Source organism: Pseudomonas sp. 382 (assembly GCF_002759075.1).
Taxonomy (GTDB): Bacteria; Pseudomonadota; Gammaproteobacteria; order Pseudomonadales; family Pseudomonadaceae; genus Aquipseudomonas; species Aquipseudomonas vlassakiae.
The window spans coordinates 227,550-247,840 of sequence record NZ_PEMX01000002.1 but is presented as its reverse complement, the minus strand read 5'-3'; the positions used below and the strand labels follow the sequence as shown (position 1 = coordinate 247,840).

General features: G+C 63.8%; 19 protein-coding genes. 7 read left to right on the top strand and 12 right to left on the bottom strand.

Going from position 1 to position 20,291, the window contains the following annotated elements; translation table 11 throughout:
• The first annotated feature begins 146 nt into the window (after positions 1–146).
• Positions 147–587 (top strand): thioesterase family protein, encoded by a 441-nt coding sequence (locus CQW31_RS04175; protein ID WP_099813844.1) that lies wholly within the window; start codon positions 147–149, stop codon positions 585–587.
• Between the two features lie 56 nt (positions 588–643).
• Here the strand turns inward: CQW31_RS04175 and CQW31_RS04170 are convergent, their stop codons facing one another.
• The 3 genes from CQW31_RS04170 to fdhD form a co-directional block, all read right to left on the bottom strand.
• Positions 644–1,123: a glycine zipper domain-containing protein gene (locus CQW31_RS04170; RefSeq protein ID WP_054885905.1), complete on the bottom strand. Its 480-nt coding sequence runs from the start codon at positions 1,121–1,123 to the stop codon at positions 644–646.
• Between the two features lie 205 nt (positions 1,124–1,328).
• The gene (locus tag CQW31_RS04165) at positions 1,329–3,674 is read right to left on the bottom strand and encodes an FdhF/YdeP family oxidoreductase (protein ID WP_099813843.1); all 2,346 of its coding nucleotides are present in this window, start codon (positions 3,672–3,674) and stop codon (positions 1,329–1,331) included.
• Between the two features lie 5 nt (positions 3,675–3,679).
• Positions 3,680–4,510, bottom strand: a complete 831-nt coding sequence (gene fdhD / locus CQW31_RS04160; RefSeq protein ID WP_054885903.1) for a formate dehydrogenase accessory sulfurtransferase FdhD — start codon at positions 4,508–4,510, stop codon at positions 3,680–3,682.
• Between the two features lie 177 nt (positions 4,511–4,687).
• On the opposite strand from fdhD, the gene lysM reads away from it, so the two are divergent.
• Positions 4,688–5,125: a peptidoglycan-binding protein LysM gene (gene lysM / locus CQW31_RS04155; protein ID WP_099813842.1), complete on the top strand. Its 438-nt coding sequence runs from the start codon at positions 4,688–4,690 to the stop codon at positions 5,123–5,125.
• 131 nt (positions 5,126–5,256) lie between these two features.
• On the opposite strand, the gene yrfG is transcribed toward lysM, so the two are convergent.
• The gene (gene yrfG, locus CQW31_RS04150; RefSeq protein WP_054885901.1) at positions 5,257–5,919 is read right to left on the bottom strand and encodes a GMP/IMP nucleotidase; all 663 of its coding nucleotides are present in this window, start codon (positions 5,917–5,919) and stop codon (positions 5,257–5,259) included.
• A gap of 64 nt (positions 5,920–5,983) precedes the next feature.
• Here yrfG and nudE point away from each other — a divergent pair, with 64 nt between their 5' ends.
• Both nudE and cysQ read left to right on the top strand, forming a co-directional pair.
• Complete coding sequence (gene nudE, locus CQW31_RS04145) at positions 5,984–6,550, top strand: ADP compounds hydrolase NudE (RefSeq protein ID WP_015268611.1); 567 nt, start codon at positions 5,984–5,986, stop codon at positions 6,548–6,550.
• A complete protein-coding gene (gene cysQ, locus CQW31_RS04140) occupies positions 6,547–7,365 on the top strand; it encodes a 3'(2'),5'-bisphosphate nucleotidase CysQ (protein ID WP_099813841.1) in 819 nt (272 codons plus the stop codon). Before nudE ends, cysQ begins: the two co-directional genes overlap by 4 nt.
• Before the next feature lie 181 nt (positions 7,366–7,546).
• On the opposite strand, the gene CQW31_RS04130 is transcribed toward cysQ, so the two are convergent.
• From CQW31_RS04130 to rfbC, 5 genes are read right to left on the bottom strand one after another with little or no spacing between them, the layout of a single operon-like run.
• Complete coding sequence (locus CQW31_RS04130) at positions 7,547–8,002, bottom strand: YiiD C-terminal domain-containing protein (protein WP_099813840.1); 456 nt, start codon at positions 8,000–8,002, stop codon at positions 7,547–7,549.
• Positions 7,999–9,408, bottom strand: coding sequence for a sigma-54 dependent transcriptional regulator (locus tag CQW31_RS04125; protein WP_099813839.1), 1,410 nt, complete (start codon positions 9,406–9,408; stop codon positions 7,999–8,001). The genes CQW31_RS04130 and CQW31_RS04125 overlap by 4 nt, the downstream gene beginning before the upstream one ends.
• Positions 9,405–11,219, bottom strand: coding sequence for an ATP-binding protein (locus CQW31_RS04120; RefSeq protein WP_099813838.1), 1,815 nt, complete (start codon positions 11,217–11,219; stop codon positions 9,405–9,407). Before CQW31_RS04120 ends, CQW31_RS04125 begins: the two co-directional genes overlap by 4 nt.
• 38 nt (positions 11,220–11,257) lie before the next feature.
• Positions 11,258–12,118, bottom strand: coding sequence for a dTDP-4-dehydrorhamnose reductase (gene rfbD, locus CQW31_RS04115; protein WP_099813837.1), 861 nt, complete (start codon positions 12,116–12,118; stop codon positions 11,258–11,260).
• Entirely contained in the window at positions 12,115–12,657 is a 543-nt protein-coding gene (rfbC, locus tag CQW31_RS04110) for a dTDP-4-dehydrorhamnose 3,5-epimerase (protein WP_054885895.1), read from the bottom strand. Before rfbC ends, rfbD begins: the two co-directional genes overlap by 4 nt.
• A 444-nt stretch (positions 12,658–13,101) precedes the next feature.
• Between rfbC and aguA the strand changes: the two genes are divergently transcribed.
• The 3 genes from aguA (at position 13,102) to CQW31_RS04095 (ending at position 16,298) form a co-directional block, all read left to right on the top strand.
• Positions 13,102–14,208: an agmatine deiminase gene (gene aguA / locus CQW31_RS04105; protein ID WP_099813836.1), complete on the top strand. Its 1,107-nt coding sequence runs from the start codon at positions 13,102–13,104 to the stop codon at positions 14,206–14,208.
• A 401-nt stretch (positions 14,209–14,609) separates the two neighbouring features.
• Positions 14,610–14,753, top strand: coding sequence for a hypothetical protein (locus CQW31_RS31125; protein ID WP_158238174.1), 144 nt, complete (start codon positions 14,610–14,612; stop codon positions 14,751–14,753).
• A gap of 255 nt (positions 14,754–15,008) precedes the next feature.
• Positions 15,009–16,298 (top strand): OprD family porin, encoded by a 1,290-nt coding sequence (locus CQW31_RS04095; protein ID WP_099813835.1) that lies wholly within the window; start codon positions 15,009–15,011, stop codon positions 16,296–16,298.
• A 30-nt stretch (positions 16,299–16,328) separates the two neighbouring features.
• On the opposite strand, the gene CQW31_RS04090 is transcribed toward CQW31_RS04095, so the two are convergent.
• The 3 genes from CQW31_RS04090 to CQW31_RS04080 all read right to left on the bottom strand — a co-directional run bounded on the left by CQW31_RS04090 (position 16,329) and on the right by CQW31_RS04080 (position 20,192).
• On the bottom strand, positions 16,329–17,999 hold the full coding sequence (locus CQW31_RS04090) for an FMN-binding glutamate synthase family protein (RefSeq protein WP_054885891.1): 1,671 nt from the start codon (positions 17,997–17,999) through the stop codon (positions 16,329–16,331).
• Between the two features lie 104 nt (positions 18,000–18,103).
• Positions 18,104–19,471: an ATP-binding protein gene (locus CQW31_RS04085; RefSeq protein ID WP_099813834.1), complete on the bottom strand. Its 1,368-nt coding sequence runs from the start codon at positions 19,469–19,471 to the stop codon at positions 18,104–18,106.
• 1 nt (position 19,472) lies between these two features.
• Positions 19,473–20,192, bottom strand: coding sequence for a response regulator (locus tag CQW31_RS04080; RefSeq protein WP_099813833.1), 720 nt, complete (start codon positions 20,190–20,192; stop codon positions 19,473–19,475).
• Between the last annotated feature and the right edge of the window lie 99 nt (positions 20,193–20,291).

Genomic DNA, 20,291 nt, shown 5'->3' with positions numbered 1-20,291 from the left:
GGCGCTGCTGAAACTGCTGAAACTGCTGGGGCTGCTTCGCAGCCCTTTCGCGACACAAGGCCGCTCCTAGCTGGGATCGCGGGCACCCAAGGTCTGGAATTTCTGTTTCACTGTCAGCATCCACAGCCAAGATACGAGCCAGCCAGATGACCGAATCCCCCAACCGCACGGCCTTCTCCCACTTCCACCCAGTCCTCACCCGCCCCCAGGACAACGATGTCAACGGCCACATCGCTGGCGCCACTGTGCATGGCTTCTTCGAAACCTCCATCCAGGCCTTCCTTGTCGAACAGGCCGACCTGGACTTGCGCGATGGCGAGTTGGCGGCCTTCGTGGTGAGTTCAGCGGCAGACTTCTTCGCCTTGCCGGGCTTCCCGGATGTGCTGGAGGTGGGGCTGGGGGTGACGCGGCTGGTGGGCAGTACCGTGGAGTACCGCCTGGCGCTCTATCGCCCTGGGGAGACCGATGCGTGCGCGGCGGGGACGGTGGTGCAGGTATTTATCGAGCGTGCCAGCGGCCGTCCGGTGCCGCTGCCCGAGCCGCTGCAGGTGATACTGGCCGGCCTGCAACTCGGCTCGCAGGCATGAAAAAGCCCTGCCGGTGAGGGCAGGGCTCTTTTTACCCGCAGGCTGAGCCTCAGGTATCAGTCGCGCCAGTGGCGCTTGTGCTTGCGGTGGCCGTAGTGGTGGCCACGGTCGTAATGACGACGGTCGTCGTAGTCACGACGGTAGCGACGCTCGTCATGGCGCTCGTCTTCATCGGCCTTGTTGCCCATGTAGTTACCCAGCGCACCACCAGCACCGCCGCCCGCGGCCGCACCGATGTAACTACCGGTGGTGCCGCCCATCGAGCGACCTACCACGTTACCGCCTGCAGCGCCCAGGGCGCCGCCGATGGCGGCCTCGCCACGCTGGCGCTTGTCGGCACCAAGGGCACCGCCGGCCGCACCGCCCAGGCCGGCACCAATTGCACCGCCCGTGCTACCACCGATGGAGTTGCCCACTACGGAGCCGAGTACCCCACCCAATGCGCCGCCAATGCCAGCCTCGGTATTGCCGCCTGCCATGGCAACGCCGCTGAGCAAGCTGAAAGACAACAACAGAATCGAGGAGTACTTCTTCATCGAGAAAGCCTCATAGGGATGACGATGGCGAATTTGAGGCTAAGGCGAGCGGCTGGCAACGAAAATCCGACGGAGTTGTACACAATTCTCTAAGTTACTGTATTTGCTGTGAAACTTTATCGTTTTTCGCTTGTCAGAGGTATTTGTGACAAAGCCCTGGACCTCGCGGTTCAGGGCTTTTTTGGTTTTTGCCGAGGCGCTTGCGTTACAGGATACGGCCGTCGTCCCGCGCGTGTTCCAGTTTGATGGCAACGAATTTGGAGGTCGGCGTATGGCTGCCGTCGCCGATGCTCTCCAGCGGAATCAGCGGGTTCACCTCCGGATAGTACGCCGCCGCCTGCCCGGCCGGGATGTCGAAGGCCAGCAATGTGAAGCCGTGCACACGGCGCACATGTTCATCACCCCACAACGAGACAATGTCAACCTTCTGCCCAGGCTGGAAGCCCAGGCGGATGATGTCGGCCTCGTTGGCAAAAAGTACCTCGCGCTGCCCGTGCACGCCCCGGTAGCGGTCGTCCAGGCCGTAGATGGTGGTGTTGTACTGATCGTGGGAACGCATCGATTGCATGATCAGGTCCGGCACCTGGCCGCTGGCACGAACGCGCTCGTCGATCAGGGTGTCGGGCAGCAGGTTGGCCTTGAAGTTGGCGCGGCCAGTGCTGGTCTTCCACTGACGGCTGCCGGCGCTGTTGCCGAGGTAAAAGCCGCCCGGGTGGGCAAGGCGCTGATTGAAACCGGCAAATCCGGCAATGGTGTCGCCAATCAGGTCGCGAATGCGCGCGTAGTCGGCCACCAGCCAGTGCCAGTCCACCGGGTGTTTGCCAAGGGTGGCGGCCGCGATACCGGCGACCACGGCAGGCTCGGAGCGCATCTGGTGTGAAAGCGGCTTGAGCTGGCCATTCGAGGCGTGAACCATGCTGAACGAGTCTTCCACGGTGACAGCCTGAGGCCCGTCGGCCTGCAGGTCGATGTCAGTGCGGCCCAGGCACGGCAGGATCAGTGCTTGCTTGCCGTGGATCAGGTGGCTGCGGTTGAGCTTGGTGCTGATCTGCACGGTGAGTTCGCAGTTGCGCAGTGCCTTGGCGGTACGCTCGGTGTCTGGGGTGGCCTGGGCGAAGTTGCCGCCAAGGCCGATGAACACTTTCGAACGGCCATCGAGCATGGCGTGGATCGCCTCCACGGTGTTGTGGCCGTGATGTCGCGGCACCGGGAAGTTGAAGCGTTTTTCGATGGCATCGAGCAGCGCCACTGGCGGCCGCTCGTTGATACCCATGGTGCGATCGCCTTGCACGTTGCTGTGCCCACGTACCGGGCACAGGCCGGCACCCGGCACGCCGATGTTGCCGCGCAGCATCTGCAGGTTGACGATTTCCTGGATGGTCGGCACCGAGTGGCGGTGCTGGGTGATACCCATCGCCCAGCACATGATCACGCGCTTGCCACGGCAATACATGCGTGCAGCCAGCTCGATGTCGGTCAGCGTCAGGCCGGATTGTGCCTGGATGTGCTCCCAGGAGGTGGCGTCCACCGCTGCCAGGTATTCGTCCACGCCATGGCCGTGTTCGGCGATGAACACATGGTCGAAGATGGCGGGCTCGCCGTTGGCCTGGGCTTCGCGCTCCCACTGCAAGACAAACTTGGCCATGCCGCGCAGCAAGGCCATGTCACCGCCCAGTGCCGGGCGGAAGAAAGCGGTGTTGGTCGGCCGGTCGCTGTTGGTCAGCATCTCCAGCGGGTTCTGCGGGTGCTGGAAGCGCTCCAGCCCACGCTCCTTGAGCGGGTTGACGCAGACCACCTGGGCACCACGTTTCACCGCATCGCGCAGTGGGTCGAGCATGCGTGGGTGGTTGGTGCCCGGGTTCTGGCCCCAGACGAAGATCGCATCGGCGTGCTCGAAATCGTCGTAGGTGACTGTGCCCTTGCCGACCCCGACGCTCTGGCTCAGGGCCACGCCGCTGGCCTCGTGGCACATGTTCGAGCAATCGGGGAAGTTGTTGGTGCCATAGGCCCGCACGAACAGCTGATACAGATAAGCCGCTTCGTTGCTGGCCCGGCCGGAGGTGTAGAACTCGGCCTGGTCGGGCGTGGCCAGCTTGTTCAGTTCCCGGGCGATCAGGGCGTAGGCGGCATCCCAGCTGATCGGCTGGTAGCGATCGGTTTGTGCGTCGTAGACCATTGGCTCGGTCAGGCGGCCCTGGTACTCAAGCCAGTAGTCACTTTGCTGAAGCAATGCGCTGACGCTGTAGCGAGCGAAAAACGCCGCGTCGACACGGCGTTTGGTCGCTTCCCAGTTGACCGCCTTGGCACCGTTCTCGCAGAACTTGACCATGCCGCTCTCGGGCGAGTCGCCCCACGCGCAGCCGGGGCAGTCGAAGCCGCCGTTCTGGTTGGTCTTGAGCAGGGCGCGAATGTTCTTCAGCGCGTTGTCGCTGCCGACCCAGGCCTTGGCTACGCTGCGCAGCGCGCCCCAACCACCGGCGGGGCCGTGGTAGGGCTGGTAACGAGGGGTGGAGGCAGGGGCGTTATCAGGGAGTTGCTGGTACGAGGTCACGACTGTTACGACTCCGCCGCAGGGCTGTAGACCCGCGGTGCACTGTGTTTGGGCAGATGAATAAGGTTGAGGTTGTGCTTGCGCGCCCATTGCAGGGCCAGGCCAGTGGGCGCCGAGAGGCTGACCAGGGTCTGGATGCCGGCGCGCAGCACTTTCTGGATCAGCTCCAGGCTGCAGCGGCTGGTGACGATGGCCAGGCCGCCGGCAGTGCTGATGCCTTGGCGCAGCAGGGCGCCGATCAGCTTGTCGAGGGCGTTGTGCCGGCCAATGTCTTCGCGGCCCATCAGCAGTTCGCCCTGAGCGTTCATGAACAGCGCAGCGTGCACGGCACCGCAGTGCTGGCCCAGCGGCGTGAACCCATCGATCCGCTCGCGCAGGCCTGCCAGCCATTGCGCCGGCGGCAACGGCGCGCCAGGCAGAGCGGTCAGCTCTGGCAGCGCCTGTTCCAGGGCTTCCACCCCGCACAGGCCGCAGCCGCTGGTACCGGCCAGCTGGCGGCGCTGGTTCTTCAGGTTCCAGAACGCACGGCTGGAAATCTCCAGGTCGGCATACATCGCCGAGCCGCTGCCGGAAAGCTTCAGGTCATAGATTTCTGCAGTGCCTTCGACGATGCCGCTGCCAACGCTGAAACCGACCGCAAAGTCTTCCAGGTCGGTGGGACTGACCAGCATGACCGCCTGGTTCAGGCCGTTGTAGGCAATGGCCAGGGCGACTTCTTCGGCCAGTGGCGTGCAGGCGCGTTCGCCGTCGCTGAGCTGGACATAGTCGTAGGTGTTGCTGGCGGCGGGCAGGGCCAGAGGCATGGAGGCTGCGCAGACCGGAGGTTTGCTTTGCATCGGGAAACTGACTGTTGGCGGCTGTTTGATAGCACCAGCCTAGGCCGCTGTGTCGAGCGCGTCTAATCGCTAGGGTCTATGCCTTGATAGACCGCGTCGATTGGTCGCAGTGGGGCGGGCAGGGCAATCCTGGCCTAGACTCCTGGCTCCGAGGTTTACGTCAACAAGGAGCGCGTCATGAGCCTGTTCAGTTTCGTGAAGGAAGCCGGCGAGAAGTTGATCGACCTGCTGACTCCCGGCAATGCCAATGCCGAGCAACAGCTGAAGAAACACGTGGAAAGTGTCGGCCTGGGCAACCCGAACATCTCGGCCACTGTAGAGGGTGACAAGGTCATTCTCAAGGGCGAGGTGGCCAGCCAGGAGGAGAAAGAGAAGATCATTCTTGCTGCCGGCAACATCGCCGGGGTGGCCAGCGTCGATGATCAGATCACCGTGACCGGGCCGGTCGTGGCGGCGGCAAGGTTCGTTACCGTGAAAAAGGGTGACACGCTGTCAGCGATTGCAGTGGTGGCGTATGGCAAGGCCGATTACAACAAGATTTTCGAGGCCAACAAGCCGATGCTCAAGCACCCGGACAAGATCTACCCAGGGCAGGTGCTGCGCATTCCTGACTGATCTGTGTGGCAGTTTCGCGGGCACGCCCGCTCCCACAGGAATGGCGCCAGCTTTTAACATGTGGGCAAGACAGTTGCTCCCACAGGATTTCCACTGGTCCTGTGGGGGCGGGCGTGCCCGCGAAGAGGCCCTTACAGGCCAACCAGCAAATCCCGGTAATCTTCGACCGCCGCGAATTCCTCGGTATCGCGCGGCTGCGCCTTGCTGTCCGGCTGGCGCACCGCCAACAGGTGCCCCACGCCAAACCGCCGCGCACTGCGCAGGATGGCCAAGGTGTCATCGATGAACAGGCTGCGCTGCGGATCAAAGCCGATATCCGCCTTCAAGGCGTCCCAGAACTGCGGGTTTTCCTTCGGATAGCCGTAATCGTGCGAACTGATCAGCCGCTCGAAGTACGGCGCCAACTCCACCCGCTCGAGCTTCAGCGACAGTGAATCGCGGTGGGCATTGGTGATCATCACCACGCGTTTGCCGGCCTTGCGGATAGCAGCCAGGAAGGTATCGGCATCGGGCCGCAGGGCGATCAGGTCGGCGATTTCGCGTTTGAGCTCGCGAATCGGCAAATTCAGCTCGCGGCTCCAGAAGTCCAGGCAGTACCAGTTGAGCGTGCCGGCATTGCGTTCGAACAGCGGTTGCAGCTCCATTTCCGCCATGGCCCGGCTGACCCCGTGCAGCTCGGCGTAGCGCTGGGGCAGGTGGTCGAGCCAGAAGCGGTTGTCGTAGTGCAAGTCGAGCAGGGTGCCGTCCATGTCCAGCAGGACGGTATCGATGGCAGACCAGGGAAGAACAGGCATGGGAAACTCTCGATCAGTCGGCAAGCCACGGTATAGTAACGCGTTCATGCCAAGGAGCTGCCCCATGCGCCAGAAACCCACCGTCCTCAGTCGCGAGATCGTCGCCAGCAGTCGCCTGTTCAGGGTCGAGGCCGTGCAGCTGCGCTTCAGCAATGGCAACGAGCGTACCTATGAGCGCCTGGTTGGCCGAGGCAACGGCTATGGCGCGGTGATGATCGTCGCCATGCTCGATGCCGAGCACGCGGTGCTGGTGGAGGAATACTGCGGCGGCACCGACGAATATGAGCTGTCGCTGCCCAAAGGCCTGATCGAGCCGGGTGAGGACGTGCTGGCCGCAGCTGACCGTGAGCTCAAGGAAGAAGCCGGCTTTGGCGCTCGCCAGCTGGAGCATCTGACCGAGCTGTCGCTGTCCCCAGGCTACATGAGCCAGAAGATCCAGGTGGTGCTGGCCAGTGACCTCTACGAGGAGCGCCTGGAGGGCGACGAGCCGGAGCCGATGCGGGTCGACAAGGTCAACCTGCGCGAACTCTCGGCCCTGGCCATGCACCCGCAGTTCACCGAAGGACGGGCGTTGGCGGCGCTGTACCTGGCCCGTGACCTGCTGATCCAGCGGGGGCTGCTCGAAGCATGAACGACCTGCAACTGATGCACGAAGTGGTCAAGCTCGCCCAGCAGGCCGGCGAGGCCATCCTGCCGTTCTGGCGCGCCGACGTGGCAGTGACCAACAAGGCCGACGACTCGCCGGTGACGGCTGCCGACCTCGCGGCGCATCGGGTCATCGCCGATGGCTTGCTGGCGCTGGCGCCGCAGATTCCGGTGCTGTCCGAAGAGGACTGTAATATCCCGCTGGCCGAGCGCCAGGGCTGGAGCCGCTGGTGGCTGGTCGATCCGCTCGACGGCACCAAGGAGTTCATCGCCGGCAGTGAGGAATTCACCGTCAACATCGCGCTGGTCGAGACCGGCGAGGTGGTGTTTGGCGTGGTGGCCATGCCGACCAACGGTCGCTGCTATTTCGGTGGCCGCAGCTTCGGTGCCTGGCGCTGCGAAGGGGCTGCCCAGGCGCAGCCGGTTCAAGTGCGCAATGCGCCGCCTGCCGGTGGCCGCTTCACCGTGGTGGCCAGCCGTCGTCATTCCAGCCCGCAGCAGGAAGCGCTGCTGGCTGGCCTGAGTGCTGCTGTGGGTGAACTGGAACTGGCGAATATCGGCAGTTCGCTGAAATTCTGCCTGCTGGCTGAAGGCAGCGCCGATTGCTACCCACGCCTGGCGCCGACCTCGCAATGGGACACGGCGGCGGCGCAGGGTGTGCTGGAAGGCGCCGGGGGCGAGGTGATCGAGGTCGATGGCCAGCCATTCCGCTACCCGGCGCGTGAGTCCCTGCTCAATCCGTTCTTCCTGGCGCTGCCTGCCAACGCTAGCTGGCGCCAGGCGTTCCTGAGCCTGATCTGACGCTCCATTGTGTGGGGTTCACCCGCGAACACCGGCGAAGCCGGTGCCATGCACCACGTTGGATTCTTCGCGGCTAAAGCCGCTCCCACAGGGTATGCGGACCGCTTGCGAACTCATTTCTCTGCGCGACAGCGCAGCCTGAAGGGCTGGGTGATCTCCCACTGGGATCGCGCCAGCCTTGTCAGCGGTGCAGGACGTACTGGCCGCTGAAGGTGACGGCCGGCTCGTCGCTGCCAGCGTTGCTGACCGTGGTCGCCAGCGTCAGCCGCGCCCGGCCACGGCGCTGGTACATCGTCAGGAACCGCTCCCAGATCTTTTCGTCTGGTGCCGCGCAACGCGCCTGCGCCGTACCGGTCACTGGCAACGGATAGCTGATCTGGCCCTCCTGGATGACGATATGCCCGTCATCGATGCCCAGTTCGCGCAGGCGCATGTGCAGCCAGCCCCAACCCACCAGTACCGCGGCGCAGTACAGGCTGCCGCCGAACATGGTGCTCTTGTGGTTGACGTTGGCGGCCAGCGGCAGTTGCAGGCGCAGGGTCTGGGCTTGCCAATCGATGACTTCCAGGCCCATCTCCCGGGTCAGGGGAATGTCGCCGTGCAGCACGGACTGCAGGTATTGGCTATCGGCACTCATGAACGGTTTTCCTCGTGGTCGTCGCTGCCGCTGCTACCGCCTTCGAAATGCAGGCCGTGCTTGCGTAGCTTGTCGTGCAGGGTCTTGCGCGGAATGCCGAGGGCTTCGGCGAGGCTGCGCATGGAGCTGTGGGGTTGGGCCAGTTCGGCGGCGATCAGCGAGCGTTCGAACTGCTCGACCTGTTCGCTGAGGTTGCCCAGCAGGATTGGCGCCGCCGTCGGGGCAGTAGCAGGTGCCTGGCCATCCAGGGCCAGCTCCAGGCCCAGGGCAAAGCGTTCGGCGGCGTTCTGCAGTTCGCGCACGTTGCCTGGCCAGTCATGGCGCAGCAGCATGGCCCGCTGGGCCGGTTGCAGGCTGTGGGGCGGCAGGCCATGCCGCTGGCTGGCGGCATCGGCGAAGTGCTGGAACAGCACCAGGATGTCGTCCCCACGCTCGCGCAACGGGGGGATGCGCAGTGGCGCCACGTTGAGGCGATAGTAGAGGTCGGCGCGGAAGCGGCCCTGGTCGGCGGAGGTGCGCAGGTCCTCCTTGGTGGCCGCGATGATACGGATGTCCAGCGGGATGAGTTGGTTGCCACCGAGCCTCTCGACCACTCGCTCCTGTAGCAGGCGCAGCAGCTTTACCTGCACGTCCAGGCTCATGCTCTCGATTTCATCGAGGAACAGCGTGCCGCCATTGGCGAACTCGAACTTGCCGATGCGGCGCTTCTGAGCACCGGTGAAGGCGCCCGGCTCGTGGCCGAACAGCTCGCTTTCGACCACCGACTCGGCCAGTGCGCCGGCGTTGATGGCCACGAACGGACCTTCGCGGCGGCTTGACAGGTCGTGCAGGGCGCGGGCGACCACCTCTTTGCCGGCACCGGTCTCACCAAGAATCAGGACATCGGCACGGGTACCCGCCAGGGCGCCGATCTGTTCACGCAGGCGTTGCATCGACGGTGAATGGCCGACCAGGCGCGTGGCCAGTTGCTGGCGGTCGCTCAGGGCCAGGCGCAGGCTGCGGTTGTCCAGCACCAGGCGGCGCACGGCCAGGGCGCGGCGGACGCTGTCGAGCAGGGCGTCGCTGGCGAAGGGTTTTTCCAGAAAGTCGTAGGCGCCCGCGCGCATGGCCTGCACCGCCAGCGGCACATCGCCATGGCCGGTAATCAGCAACACCGGTAGTTCGCTGTCGCCGCCGTGCAGCTGCTCCAGCAACTGCAGGCCGTCGATGCCTGGCATGCGAATATCGCTGACCACCACGCCTGGCCAATCAGGCTCGATGCGCTCGGCCAGGCCTTGGGCGTCAGCCAGCGTGACAACCTTGAGCCCGGCCAGGTCGAGGGTCTGGCTCAGGGCCTGGCGCAGGTGCGGGTCGTCATCCACCAGGATCACCTGGGCCTGGCTGTCGATGTTAGGCTCGGTCGTCATGCCGAGGAGTCCTCCGAAGTGGGCAAGGTAGCGCCGGGTGCGGCCACGCGCAGTTGCAGGGTGAGCAGGGCACCACCTTCAGGGTGATTGGCCAGCAGCAGTTCACCGCCCAACGTGCGCATCAGGCTTTCGCAGATGGCCAGGCCCAGGCCCAGGCCCTGGGTGCGGGTCTTGGTGGTGAAGAACGGCTCCTTGGCGTGCTCCAGGGCCTGGCGGCTGAAGCCTGGGCCGTTGTCGCGAATGTACAGGTAGACGCAGTCCTCGTGCTTCTCGGCACTCAGCCACAGGCGGCGCGGGTTGGCCTTTTCGGTCAGGGCATCGAGGGCGTTGGCCAGCAGATTGCCCAGCACCTGGCGCAGGCGGGTTTCGCCGGCCTGCACCCACAGGGTGGCCTCGGGCAGGTCGCGGATCAGCTCCACGGCCATCGCCCGGCGGCGCTTGGCCAGCAGCGCCAAGGCATCATCCAGTGCCGGTTGCAGGGCCACGCTTTCCGGGGCGTGGCGGTCGCGACGGGCAAAGGCGCGCAGGTGGGCGATGATCGAGGCCATGCGCCCGGTCAGCTCGCCAATCAGCTTGAGATTGCCGCGGGCGTCCTCGGTGCGCTGATGGTCGAGCAGGATCTCGGCGTTTTCGGCGTAGCTGCGGATTGCCGCCAGGGGTTGGTTAAGCTCGTGGCTGATGCTCGCCGACATGGTACCGAGTACCGACAGCTTGCCGGCCTGGACCAGTTCATCCTGGGCGCGCACCAGCTCCTGCTGGGCGTTTTCGCGCTCCAGCACCGCGCTTTTGAGCCGGGCATTGAGGCCTTCGAGGGCCGCAGTACGCTCGGCCACGCGTGACTCCAGCTCTTGGCGGCCACGGGCTTCAAAGTCGATACGGTCGATGTAGTGGCGCCGCCGCTGCATCACCAGGCCGGTAAACAGCATCAGTACCAGCAGAGCGCCAGCGCCAATCGCCATCACTGTCTGCACCGAGCGATCAACCAACTGGCGCGGGGCGAGGATGCTCACCTGCCAGCCGGTTTCCTTGATGTCGCGGGTCTGGATGAGCCAGGCGTCATGGTTGAGCACCAGCGGCTGCGGGGCCTGGGTCGGGTAGGGCTGGATAGCGATGATCGCCTGGCGCTCGGCGTCGGTCAGCTCACGGGTGGCGCGAAAACGCCATTCGGGGCGTGAGGTGAGGATCACCACGCCGTTGTGGTCGGTCAGCAACAGCTGTTCGGGGGTACGGCCCCAGAGGGTTTCGGTGTGGTCCAGATCGACCTTGACCACCAGCACACCCACGATACGCTCGCGGTCGCGCACGGCGGCAGCGAAGAAGTAGCCGCGTTTGGCCGAGGTCGTGCCTTGGCCGAAAAAGCGCCCCAAATGGCCGGCCATGGCTTCGATGAAGTACGGACGGAAAGAGAAGTTACGGCCGACGAAGCTGTCCGGTTTGTCCCAATTGGAGGCGGCCAGGGTATTGCCACTGACGTCCATCAGGTACATCACTTCGGCGCCGGTCTGGTGGACGATGTCCTTGAGCAGGCGGTTGGCATTGGTGACGGCTTCGAGGCGGAACGGGTCGGCCAGCACGCCGCGCAGCGCCGGGAGGTCGCCGAGGATCTGCGGCAGGGTTTCGTAGCGGTGCAGGGTGCCGAGCAGGTTGGCGACGTACAGGTCGAGGGTCTGGCGGTTCTGTGAAGCCAGCTCATCCTGGTAGTAGCGCTCGGCCAGATGGTGCAGTGGCCACAACAGGGGCGCCAGGCACAGGGCCAGCAGGGCTAGGCTGCGCCAGCGGGGTCGGCGTGGGGGCGTGGGTTTTGCAATCATCGGGTCAATGCGCCAGAAGGGTCTGGCGCAATTATGCGCTACTTGAGGCAGTCGATCAGTGCCTGCTGCCAGTGCGGCAGGTGTACATCCCACTCACCGGCCAGGCGCGAGCAGTCCAGGCGTGAGTTGGTCGGGCGACGCGCTGGGGTCGGGTATTCGCTGGAAGCGATCGGCACCAGCTCGGCGCAGGGCAGGCCGCGTGCCCTGAGCTGTTCGCCGATAGCCTGGGCGAAGCCGAACCAGGACGTCTCGCCTTGTGCGGTCAGGTGATAGGTGCCCCAGGCGCCGCGTTGCCCGGCTTGCCAACGGGCGATCAGTTGCCGGGTGGCGACGGCGATGGTCGTGGCCCAGGTGGGGGCGCCGATCTGGTCGTCGACCACGCGCAGTTGCGGTTTTTCCTGCAGCAGGCGTTGCATGGTCAGCAGGAAATTGCGCCCGTGCAGCGAATAGACCCAGCTGGTGCGCAAAATCAGGTGTTCGCCATCCACAGCGGTGATGGCTTGCTCCCCGGCCAGTTTGCTGCGGCCGTAGACGCCTAGCGGGTTGGGGCGGTCGAGCTCGGTGTAGGGCAGGGCCTTTTCACCATCGAAGACATAGTCGGTGGAGTAGTGAATCAGCGGCGCACCCAGGCGTACCGCTTCTTCGGCCAAGACCCGCGGGCCTTCTGCGTTGATTGCGAAGGCCAGGTCCGGTTCGCTTTCGGCCTGGTCCACTGCGGTGTGGGCGGCGGCGTTGATGATCAGTTGCGGGGCCAAGCGCCGCAGTGGTTCGCGCAGGGACTCGGGCCTGGCCATGTCCAATTGGTCGCGGCCAAGCAGGTGCACCTCGCCGAGCCCGCGCAACTGCACTTGCAGGGCCTGGGCGACCTGGCCATGGTGGCCACAGACGAGCATTCTCATGGGAACAGGTCCGCGTCTTTCAAAAACACTGCCGCCTGGTCCTTGGCCGACAGGGTCGGCTGCTGCACGCCCCAGTCGATGGCCAGATCAGGGTCGTCCCAGCGGATCGAGCGCTCGGCGGCGGGATTGTAGTAGTCGGTGGTCTTGTACAGGAAGTCGGCGGTTTCGCTCAGCACCAGGAAGCCATGGGCGAACCCTGGTGGAATCCAGAACTGCAGGTGGTCAGTGGCCGTGAGGCGCCGCGCCACCCAACGGCCAAAGGTCGGTGAACTCCGGCGGATGTCCACGGCAACGTCCAGCACCTCGCCCTGGACCACGCGCACCAGTTTCCCCTGAGGGTTGTCGATCTGGTAATGCAGGCCCCGCAGCACACCGCGCTGTGAGCGCGAATGGTTGTCCTGCACAAAATGGCCGTCGAACCCGGTCTGTAACTTGAATTCGCGCGCGTTGAAGCTTTCGAAGAAGAAGCCACGGCTGTCGCCGAAGATCTTCGGTTCGATGATGACTACGTCAGGTATCTCGGTCGCTATGATGTTCATGGAGGTTTCTTCGGTCAGTGTGCTGATGGTCCGACCTTGAAAGGTCCGCTCTAGGTCCGCCGCCCTGCAACCTGAGCCTAGATCGGCTGGCGGCGAGCCAGCATGAGACTACCTGCGGATTTCATCTTTACATTGGGTTATCGGCCACAAGCCCGGCTTCCCGAGCAGAAAGATGAAACAGATTTCATCTTGAGGCCTTTTGGCATCCTGGTGCAGCCTGCGCCAAGCGATTATATCGAAGGTAAGAGCCTCAACGGCTCTGGCGAGCCTTTTATCGATCTATATCGGTAAAATTTGCGTTTCTATCGGGGCAAAATGAATTTTGAGGCTTCTAAAGTCGATATGTATCGGTTATAAATTAGCCAGTCGCGGCGAGCATCCTGCACCGTCGGAAATGCCACATTCATTTGCCATCCATCGCCCAGTGCCTTGCAGAGGTCAACCATGAAAACCCTCAACTCCACCCCCCGCGCCGACGGCTTCCACATGCCCGCCGAATGGGCGCCGCAAAGCCAGGTCTGGATGGTCTGGCCGGAGCGCTCGGACAACTGGCGCCTGGGCGGTAAGCCAGCCCAGGCGGCCCATGTCACCCTGGCCAAGGCCATTGCCCGCTTCGAGCCGGTAACCGTGGCCGTTTCCGCCGGGCAGTACGAAAACGCCCGTCGTCAGCTCGACCTGCCGAACATTCGCGTGGTGGAAATCAGCAACGACGACGCCTGGGTGCGCGACACCGGCCCGACCTTCGTCATCAATGACCACGGTGAAGTGCGTGGTGTGGATTGGGGCTTCAACGCCTGGGGCGGCTTCGACGGTGGCCTCTATGCGCCGTGGAACCGCGATGAGGAACTGGCGGCCAAGGTGCTGGAAATGGAGCGGTGCCAGCGCTACCACACCGAAGGCTTCGTGCTGGAAGGCGGCTCGATCCATGTCGATGGCGAAGGCACCCTGATCACCACCGAAGAGTGCCTGCTCAACCGCAACCGCAACCCGCACCTGAGCCGCGAGCAGATCGAAGAGATCCTGCGCGAGCACTTGGCAGTGGAAACCATCGTGTGGCTGCCTGATGGCCTTTACAACGACGAAACCGACGGCCACGTCGACAATTTCTGCTGTTACGTAAGCCCAGGCGAAGTGTTACTGGCCTGGACCGATGATTCCAACGACCCCAACTACGCCCGTTGCCACGCCGCCTACGAGGTGCTGAAAAACACCCGTGACGCCAAGGGCCGCGAGTTTGTGGTGCACAAAATGCCAATCCCTGGCCCGCTGTTCGCCACGGAGGAAGAATGCGCCGGTGTCGACCAGGTGGCCGGTAGCCAGGAGCGTGACCCGTCGGTGCGCCTGGCGGGTTCGTACGTGAACTTCCTGATCGTCAACGGCGGCATCATTGCGCCGAGCTTCAACGATCCGGCAGATGCTCAGGCCAGAGCGATTCTTGCCAAGGTCTTCCCGGATCATGAGGTGGTGATGATCCCAGGCCGCGAACTGTTGCTCGGCGGTGGCAACATTCATTGCCTGACCCAGCAACAGCCGGCACCGCTCAAGCGCTGATCGACTGCCACACGAAAAAGCCCGTCAGATGACGGGTTTTTTTTGCCCTGCCGATATGCGGAGGGTCCGGTGGCATACGTTTTGTATTGTTTTTCAGGGGGTTACCCACGCAGACCGGGCACACCGTTCTGTAACAATCAAGACGTAAATTAGCCGCTCACGGGCCAGGGAGTACGTGTGGACATGAACGCAGCAAGTGAGACGGCTTTGCGCCCATCGGCAGTCAATCACCAATCGCTCAGGGTTGTGGCGCAGTGGTTGAAACACCATGGAGGCAAACGGGTCAGGACGACCGACCCACGACGTCTGCTTGACGGCCGCTACCCTCAAGGGCTGATAAGCGACGCTGAGCTGGAAGCGCTGCTGGGGGTCTGGCACTGACCAGGGCAGGAGCCCGACCCATGAATAACGCCACCGCAATTGCGGTGGCGTTTTCGTTTGCGGGCTCGCAAAGGCGGGACCCAATGGTTCGGACTTACCTGATCGGTCAATCCGGCAAATCATACAAAGGCGAAATTGCCTTTCGTCTTGCTAAACAGGCATGAAAATGCACCAGGCAAGCGCTCGATTTTGGTTATAACAACCTGCAATTCACGACTTTTTGACATTTGTAATCGCCCACGGCTAGGATTCGGCCAACGCTTGCTGGCCACCCATGGCCATGCTGCTGCGAAAGGCCCGCCACACCATTGTCGGCGGGCCTTTCAGTTCGGATCCGCATAGCGTCGAACCTACGAAGGGGCGTTGGTTCCTGGCGTAATAGTGCAAAGCGTTTTTGATTTAGAAATAAGGAAAACAACATGTTGAAAACCAGGATCAGCCTGGTCGCCCTGGCGATGATCGCCGCGACCCAGGCCCAGGCCAACGATCAGGCCGACAGCAAGGGCTTCCTCGAGGACAGCCACGCCAACATTCTGCTGCGCAACGCCTATATCAACCGCGACAAGAAGCACGGCAAGAACGACCAGAGCGAATGGGGCCAGGCCTTCATCGGCAAGTTCTCCTCCGGTTTCACCCAGGGCACCGTGGGCGTGGGCGTTGACGCCTTCGGCCTGTACGCACTGCGCCTGGATGGTGGCAAGGGCCGTAATGGCGGGGCCGGCGTCGACTTCTTCAAGCCCAGCGACACCGCGCCGACCAATTCGCCGCACAACCTGGCCCGTGGTGGCGCTGCCATCAAGTTCCGCGTCTCCAACACCGTGCTCAAGTACGGTGACATGATGCCTGAGCTGCCAGTGCTGCAGTACGACGACAGCCGCCTGCTGCCCGAGAGCTACACCGGTACATTCATCACCTCCAAGGAAATCGAAGGCCTGGAGCTGAATGCCGGTCACTTCACCGAGGAAGCTCGCAAGAGCGCCGAAGGGCGTGACAGCGGCCACCTGAAGTCGATCGATGTGTTCGGTGGCAGCTACAAGTTCACCAACAACTTCACCGCTTCCGCCTACACGTCGAACATCGAAGACGTGATGAAGAAGCACTACCTGGGCATGAACTACGTCTTCCCGATCGCGGTTGACCAGTCCCTGACCCTGGACTTCAACGGCTACAAGTCGGACATCAACAGCAAGTACGTCCAGAAAGCCGAGCTGACCGGTGACGAAAACACCATCTGGAGCCTGGCGGCCACCTACGCCTTTGGCCCGCACTCGGTGACCCTGGCGCACCAGCGCAGCACCGGCAGCACTGGCTACAACTACGGCTGGTACCAGAACCGCGGTGGCGTGGGTGACGGTGGTTCGACCATCTACCTGGCCAACTCCTACTGGTCCGACTTCAACGCCGAAGACGAGCGCTCCTGGCAGCTCGCCTACGGCCTGGACTTCGGCGCCTTCGGCATGCCGGGCCTGACCTACAAGATCGCCTACGTGGCGGGTGACAACATCAACACCCACGGCTTCGGCGAAGGTAAAGAGCGCGAAATCTTCAACCAGCTGCGCTACGTGGTTCAGGACGGCCCGGCCAAGGACCTGTCGGTCAAGCTGCGCGGTTCCTGGGTGCGCACCAACAACGCGGTACAACAGAACGGCTACTTCGACGACGGCAACGAAGTCCGCGTATTCGTCGAGTACCCGATCAGCATCTTCTGATCCTGACCACGCGTCACGAGCAGCCCCGGCCTATGCCGGGGCTGTTTCTTTGCGGCGTACGCTGGCGGCAGCCGGCGCGGCCGGTACATCGCCTGTCTCCGGCGCAAAGCTGTCACTGCGCGCCATCCGCCACATCCGTGCATAGAACTCGCTTTCGATCGAGCCACTGAGCAATTCGCCAGGCCTGAGGAACTGGTGCAGGTCGGAAAACAGGCTGATCTCGCTGGTGCTGATACGCCGCGCCAGGTGCTTGGGCTTGAGTTCCGAAGGGTGTTCAAGGCCTGCGGCAGCGAGCATCTCGGCCAGGGCATGCAACGTGTTGCGATGGAAGCTGGCCACGCGCTCGGCCTTGTCGGGCACCACCAGCGCACGCTGGCGCAAAGCATCCTGGGTGGCGACACCGGTTGGGCACTTGTTGGTGTGGCAGCTCTGCGACTGGATACAACCGATGGCGAACATGAAGCCACGGGCCGAGTTGACCCAGTCGGCGCCGATGGCCAGCACGCTGGCGATATCGAAGGCGCTGACGATCTTGCCCGCCGCGCCGATGCGGATACTCGAGCGCAAGTTCAGGCCGACCAGGGTGTTGTGCACGAACATCAGGCCTTCACGCATCGGCACGCCCATGTTGTCGCTGAACTCCCGAGGCGCCGCGCCAGTGCCGCCTTCCTTGCCGTCGACGACGATGAAGTCCGGGGTGATGCCGGTAACCAGCATGGCCTTGGCGATGCCCATGAACTCCCACGGGTGGCCCAGGCAGAACTTGAAGCCCACCGGCTTGCCGCCCGACAGCTCGCGCAGGCTGGCGATGAAGTGCAGCAGCTCTGTCGGGGTGCGGAACGCACTGTGCGCGGCGGGCGAGATGCAGTCTTCGCCTACGCGCACACCGCGGGTGGCTGCGATTTCCGGGCTGACCTTGTGTGCCGGCAGAATCCCGCCATGGCCGGGCTTGGCGCCCTGGCTGAGCTTCAGTTCGATCATCTTCACCTGCGGGCTGCGCGCCTGTTCGGCGAAGCGTTGCGCGTCGAAGTGGCCGTCTTCGGTGCGGCAACCGAAGTAGCCGCTGCCGATCTCCCAGATCAGGTCGCCGCCATGCTCGCGGTGGTAAGGGCTGATGCTGCCCTCGCCCGTATCATGGGCAAAGCGGCCAAGGCGTGCGCCCTGGTTGAGTGCGGCAATCGCGTTGGCACTGAGCGCGCCAAAGCTCATGGCCGAAATGTTGAAGATCGACGCGCAGTAGGGCTGGCGGCATTGCGGCCCGCCAATGGCAATGCGGAACGATGCCGGGTCGGGTGTGGCGACCGGCAGCATCGAGTGGCTGATGAATTCGAAGCCGGGCTTGTAGGCATCGTTGAGCGTGCCGAAGGCTTTCTCGGCGCTCTCGTTCTTGGCCCGGGCATACACCAGCGAGCGCTGCGAACGGGAGAACGGCAGCTTGTCGTCGTCACCTTCGATCAGGTACTGGCGGATCTCGGGGCGGATGGTCTCGATGAGGTAGCGGATGTTGCCCAGGATCGGGTAGTTGCGCCGCACCGCGTGGTGGCTCTGGCGCAGGTCGTTGAGGCCGACCAGGCTGAGCAGGGCGGTCACCACCGTCAGCGGCCAGAGCCAACTGTGCTGGGCAAGAAACGGAATGCTGGCGAAGGTGAACAGCAGGCACAGGGCCAGGCAGGCATAACGGCTGGGGAGCGAATCTTTCATGGGTCCATCGCAGGCTGGATGACGCGGCCTAGGATAGGCAAACCCCAGGTCGGGAAAACCTGGGGTTTTGGTAAAAGACTATTACCTGGGCGTGAGGGGCTGGATCATCGGGGCAGCAAGACACTGACGCGCAAACCGCCGCCTTCGCGATTGTGCAGCAGCAATTCGCCGCCATGGCTGCTGGCGATGCGCTGGGCGATGCTCAGCCCCAGCCCATAGCCCCCGGAAGCCTGATTGCGTGACCCTTCGCCACGCACGAACGGATCGGTGATGGTGGTTAGCAGGCCGGGCGCGATGCCGGGGCCGCGGTCGTCGATGTGGATGTAAACGCCAGTGATGGTGGTTTCCAGCGTCACCGAAACCTGCCTGGCGTAACGCAGGGCATTGACCACCAGATTCTGCAGGCAGCGTTGTAACAACAGGGCATCGACCCGCAGGCTACCAGCCTTGCCATCTACAGGTAGTGGTTCCGCGCTGCTGGCAAGGTCCGCGCACAGCCGCGCCACCAGGCGGTCGAGGTCGACCTGCTGAAGGTTTTGCTGCTCGCCAGCGCGTAGGTAATCCAGCACCTGGCCGATCATGTTGTCCATCTGGGTGATATTCTGCCGCAGGCGTTCGCGCTGCTCATCGTCCGGCAAGCGCTCCAGGCGCAGGCGCATGCGCGTCAGCGGGGTGCGCAGGTCGTGGGACACGGCGGCCAGGAAATGGGCCTTGTCTTTGACCATGGCGATCAGCCGTTGCTGCATGGCGTTGAAGGCCAGCGCGGCCTGGCGCACTTCCTCGGGGCCGTCCAGGGCCAGCGCTGGCTGTTCCAGGTTGCTGCCCAGCCCACGCGCCGCGTCGGCCAGGCGCCGCAACGGGCGCAGGCACAGGCGCACTGCGATCAGGCAGACCAGCAGCACGGCGACGATGCGCAGCGCATAGACCCGTAGCAGGTAGTCACTGATCAGTACCCACGCCGACTCGCCGCTCCAGCCCTGCAGCTCCTGCCCGTCGATGCTCAACCAATGGCCATCGGGCAACGGCACGGCGAACTGGATATGCGCCTGGGCGGTGCGCAGGCCGAACAGGCTGCGCCAGACGATCGGCTGACCCTGTTCGTCGGTCAGTTGCACCTTCAGCAGGCGCACTGCCTGGGCATGGCCCAGTTCGTACGTGAGCGCCTGTTGCAGCAACAGTTCGACGCGCCGGCGCCCGCGCGGCTGATCCTCCTGCTGCACAGGTTGGTTCTCGGCGCAACGCAACTGGTAGTGCGCGGGCACCTGCAGGTCTTGCGTGTGGCAATTGGCCTGGGCAATCAGTGGAGCACTGCGTGCGGCCATGAGCCGGATCGGTGCCTCGAGCACCTGGGCGAAACGCACATCGAACCAGATGCTGCTCGACATCAACTGGACCACCAGCGTGCCGCTGACCATGATCAGCAGTAGCTGGCCAAACAGCGTGCGCGGCCACAGGCGACGGAGCCAAGGCATTTCAGCCCCCGGCCTCGGCACGGCCGAGGCTTAGCAGGTAGCCTTCGTTGCGGATCGTCAGGATCTGGATATCGCCGGCCGGTGCACGGCGCAGTTGCTGGCGCAGGCGGCTGATACACATGTCCACCGAGCGATCATCGGGGTGGTGGTCGCGACCAAACGCACTGCGTGTCAGCTGATCACGCGAGACCACCCGGTTGTTGGCCTCCAGCAGTTCACGCAGCACGCGGTAATCGGAGCGGGGCAGGGTGAGGGTTTCGCCGTCGGGGCGGGTCAGCAGGCGTTTGACGTGGTCGATGCTGAAGCCTGCGAAATGCTGGGCTTCGGCCGCTGGCTCTTCGGCTGGAGTATCCAGGCGTTGCGGGCGGCGCAGCACCGCCTTGATGCGGGCGACCAGCTCGCGCGGTTCGAAAGGCTTGGCCAGGTAGTCGTCGGCACCCACTTCCAGGCCGATGATGCGGTCCAGCGTGCTGCCCTTGGCCGACAGCATGATCACTGCCAGGCCCGCCGTCGCCTGCAACTGGCGGCACAGGCTCAAGCCATCCTCGCCAGGCAGCATCAGGTCGAGCACCACCAGGTCGACCTTGCTCGCGGCCAGCTGCTCGCGCATGCCTTCACCGTCCGCTGCCGCCAGTACGGTGTAGCCGGCATCGGTAAGGTAATCGCAAAGAAGTTCGCGGATCTCGTCGTCATCGTCGACAACCAGCAAGGTCGTGCTCATCGGAAAAACACCTGTTCGGGAGGGCCGGCAGCGCTCGTTACGTTCAATTACATCCCGGTACAAGCCGGGTATGGAGCCCAAAGGGCGGATCCCTAGAAT

Coding starts and splice junctions, on each gene's coding strand:
- CQW31_RS04175 (WP_099813844.1), top strand. CDS start 147: ATGACCGAATCCCCCAACCGCACGGCCTTCTCCCACTTCCACCCAGTC.
- CQW31_RS04170 (WP_054885905.1), bottom strand. CDS start 1,123: ATGAAGAAGTACTCCTCGATTCTGTTGTTGTCTTTCAGCTTGCTCAGC.
- fdhD (WP_054885903.1), bottom strand. CDS start 4,510: ATGCAAAGCAAACCTCCGGTCTGCGCAGCCTCCATGCCTCTGGCCCTG.
- lysM (WP_099813842.1), top strand. CDS start 4,688: ATGAGCCTGTTCAGTTTCGTGAAGGAAGCCGGCGAGAAGTTGATCGAC.
- yrfG (WP_054885901.1), bottom strand. CDS start 5,919: ATGCCTGTTCTTCCCTGGTCTGCCATCGATACCGTCCTGCTGGACATG.
- nudE (WP_015268611.1), top strand. CDS start 5,984: ATGCGCCAGAAACCCACCGTCCTCAGTCGCGAGATCGTCGCCAGCAGT.
- cysQ (WP_099813841.1), top strand. CDS start 6,547: ATGAACGACCTGCAACTGATGCACGAAGTGGTCAAGCTCGCCCAGCAG.
- CQW31_RS04130 (WP_099813840.1), bottom strand. CDS start 8,002: ATGAGTGCCGATAGCCAATACCTGCAGTCCGTGCTGCACGGCGACATT.
- CQW31_RS04125 (WP_099813839.1), bottom strand. CDS start 9,408: ATGACGACCGAGCCTAACATCGACAGCCAGGCCCAGGTGATCCTGGTG.
- CQW31_RS04120 (WP_099813838.1), bottom strand. CDS start 11,219: ATGATTGCAAAACCCACGCCCCCACGCCGACCCCGCTGGCGCAGCCTA.
- rfbD (WP_099813837.1), bottom strand. CDS start 12,118: ATGAGAATGCTCGTCTGTGGCCACCATGGCCAGGTCGCCCAGGCCCTG.
- rfbC (WP_054885895.1), bottom strand. CDS start 12,657: ATGAACATCATAGCGACCGAGATACCTGACGTAGTCATCATCGAACCG.
- aguA (WP_099813836.1), top strand. CDS start 13,102: ATGAAAACCCTCAACTCCACCCCCCGCGCCGACGGCTTCCACATGCCC.
- CQW31_RS31125 (WP_158238174.1), top strand. CDS start 14,610: ATGAATAACGCCACCGCAATTGCGGTGGCGTTTTCGTTTGCGGGCTCG.
- CQW31_RS04095 (WP_099813835.1), top strand. CDS start 15,009: ATGTTGAAAACCAGGATCAGCCTGGTCGCCCTGGCGATGATCGCCGCG.
- CQW31_RS04090 (WP_054885891.1), bottom strand. CDS start 17,999: ATGAAAGATTCGCTCCCCAGCCGTTATGCCTGCCTGGCCCTGTGCCTG.
- CQW31_RS04085 (WP_099813834.1), bottom strand. CDS start 19,471: ATGCCTTGGCTCCGTCGCCTGTGGCCGCGCACGCTGTTTGGCCAGCTA.
- CQW31_RS04080 (WP_099813833.1), bottom strand. CDS start 20,192: ATGAGCACGACCTTGCTGGTTGTCGACGATGACGACGAGATCCGCGAA.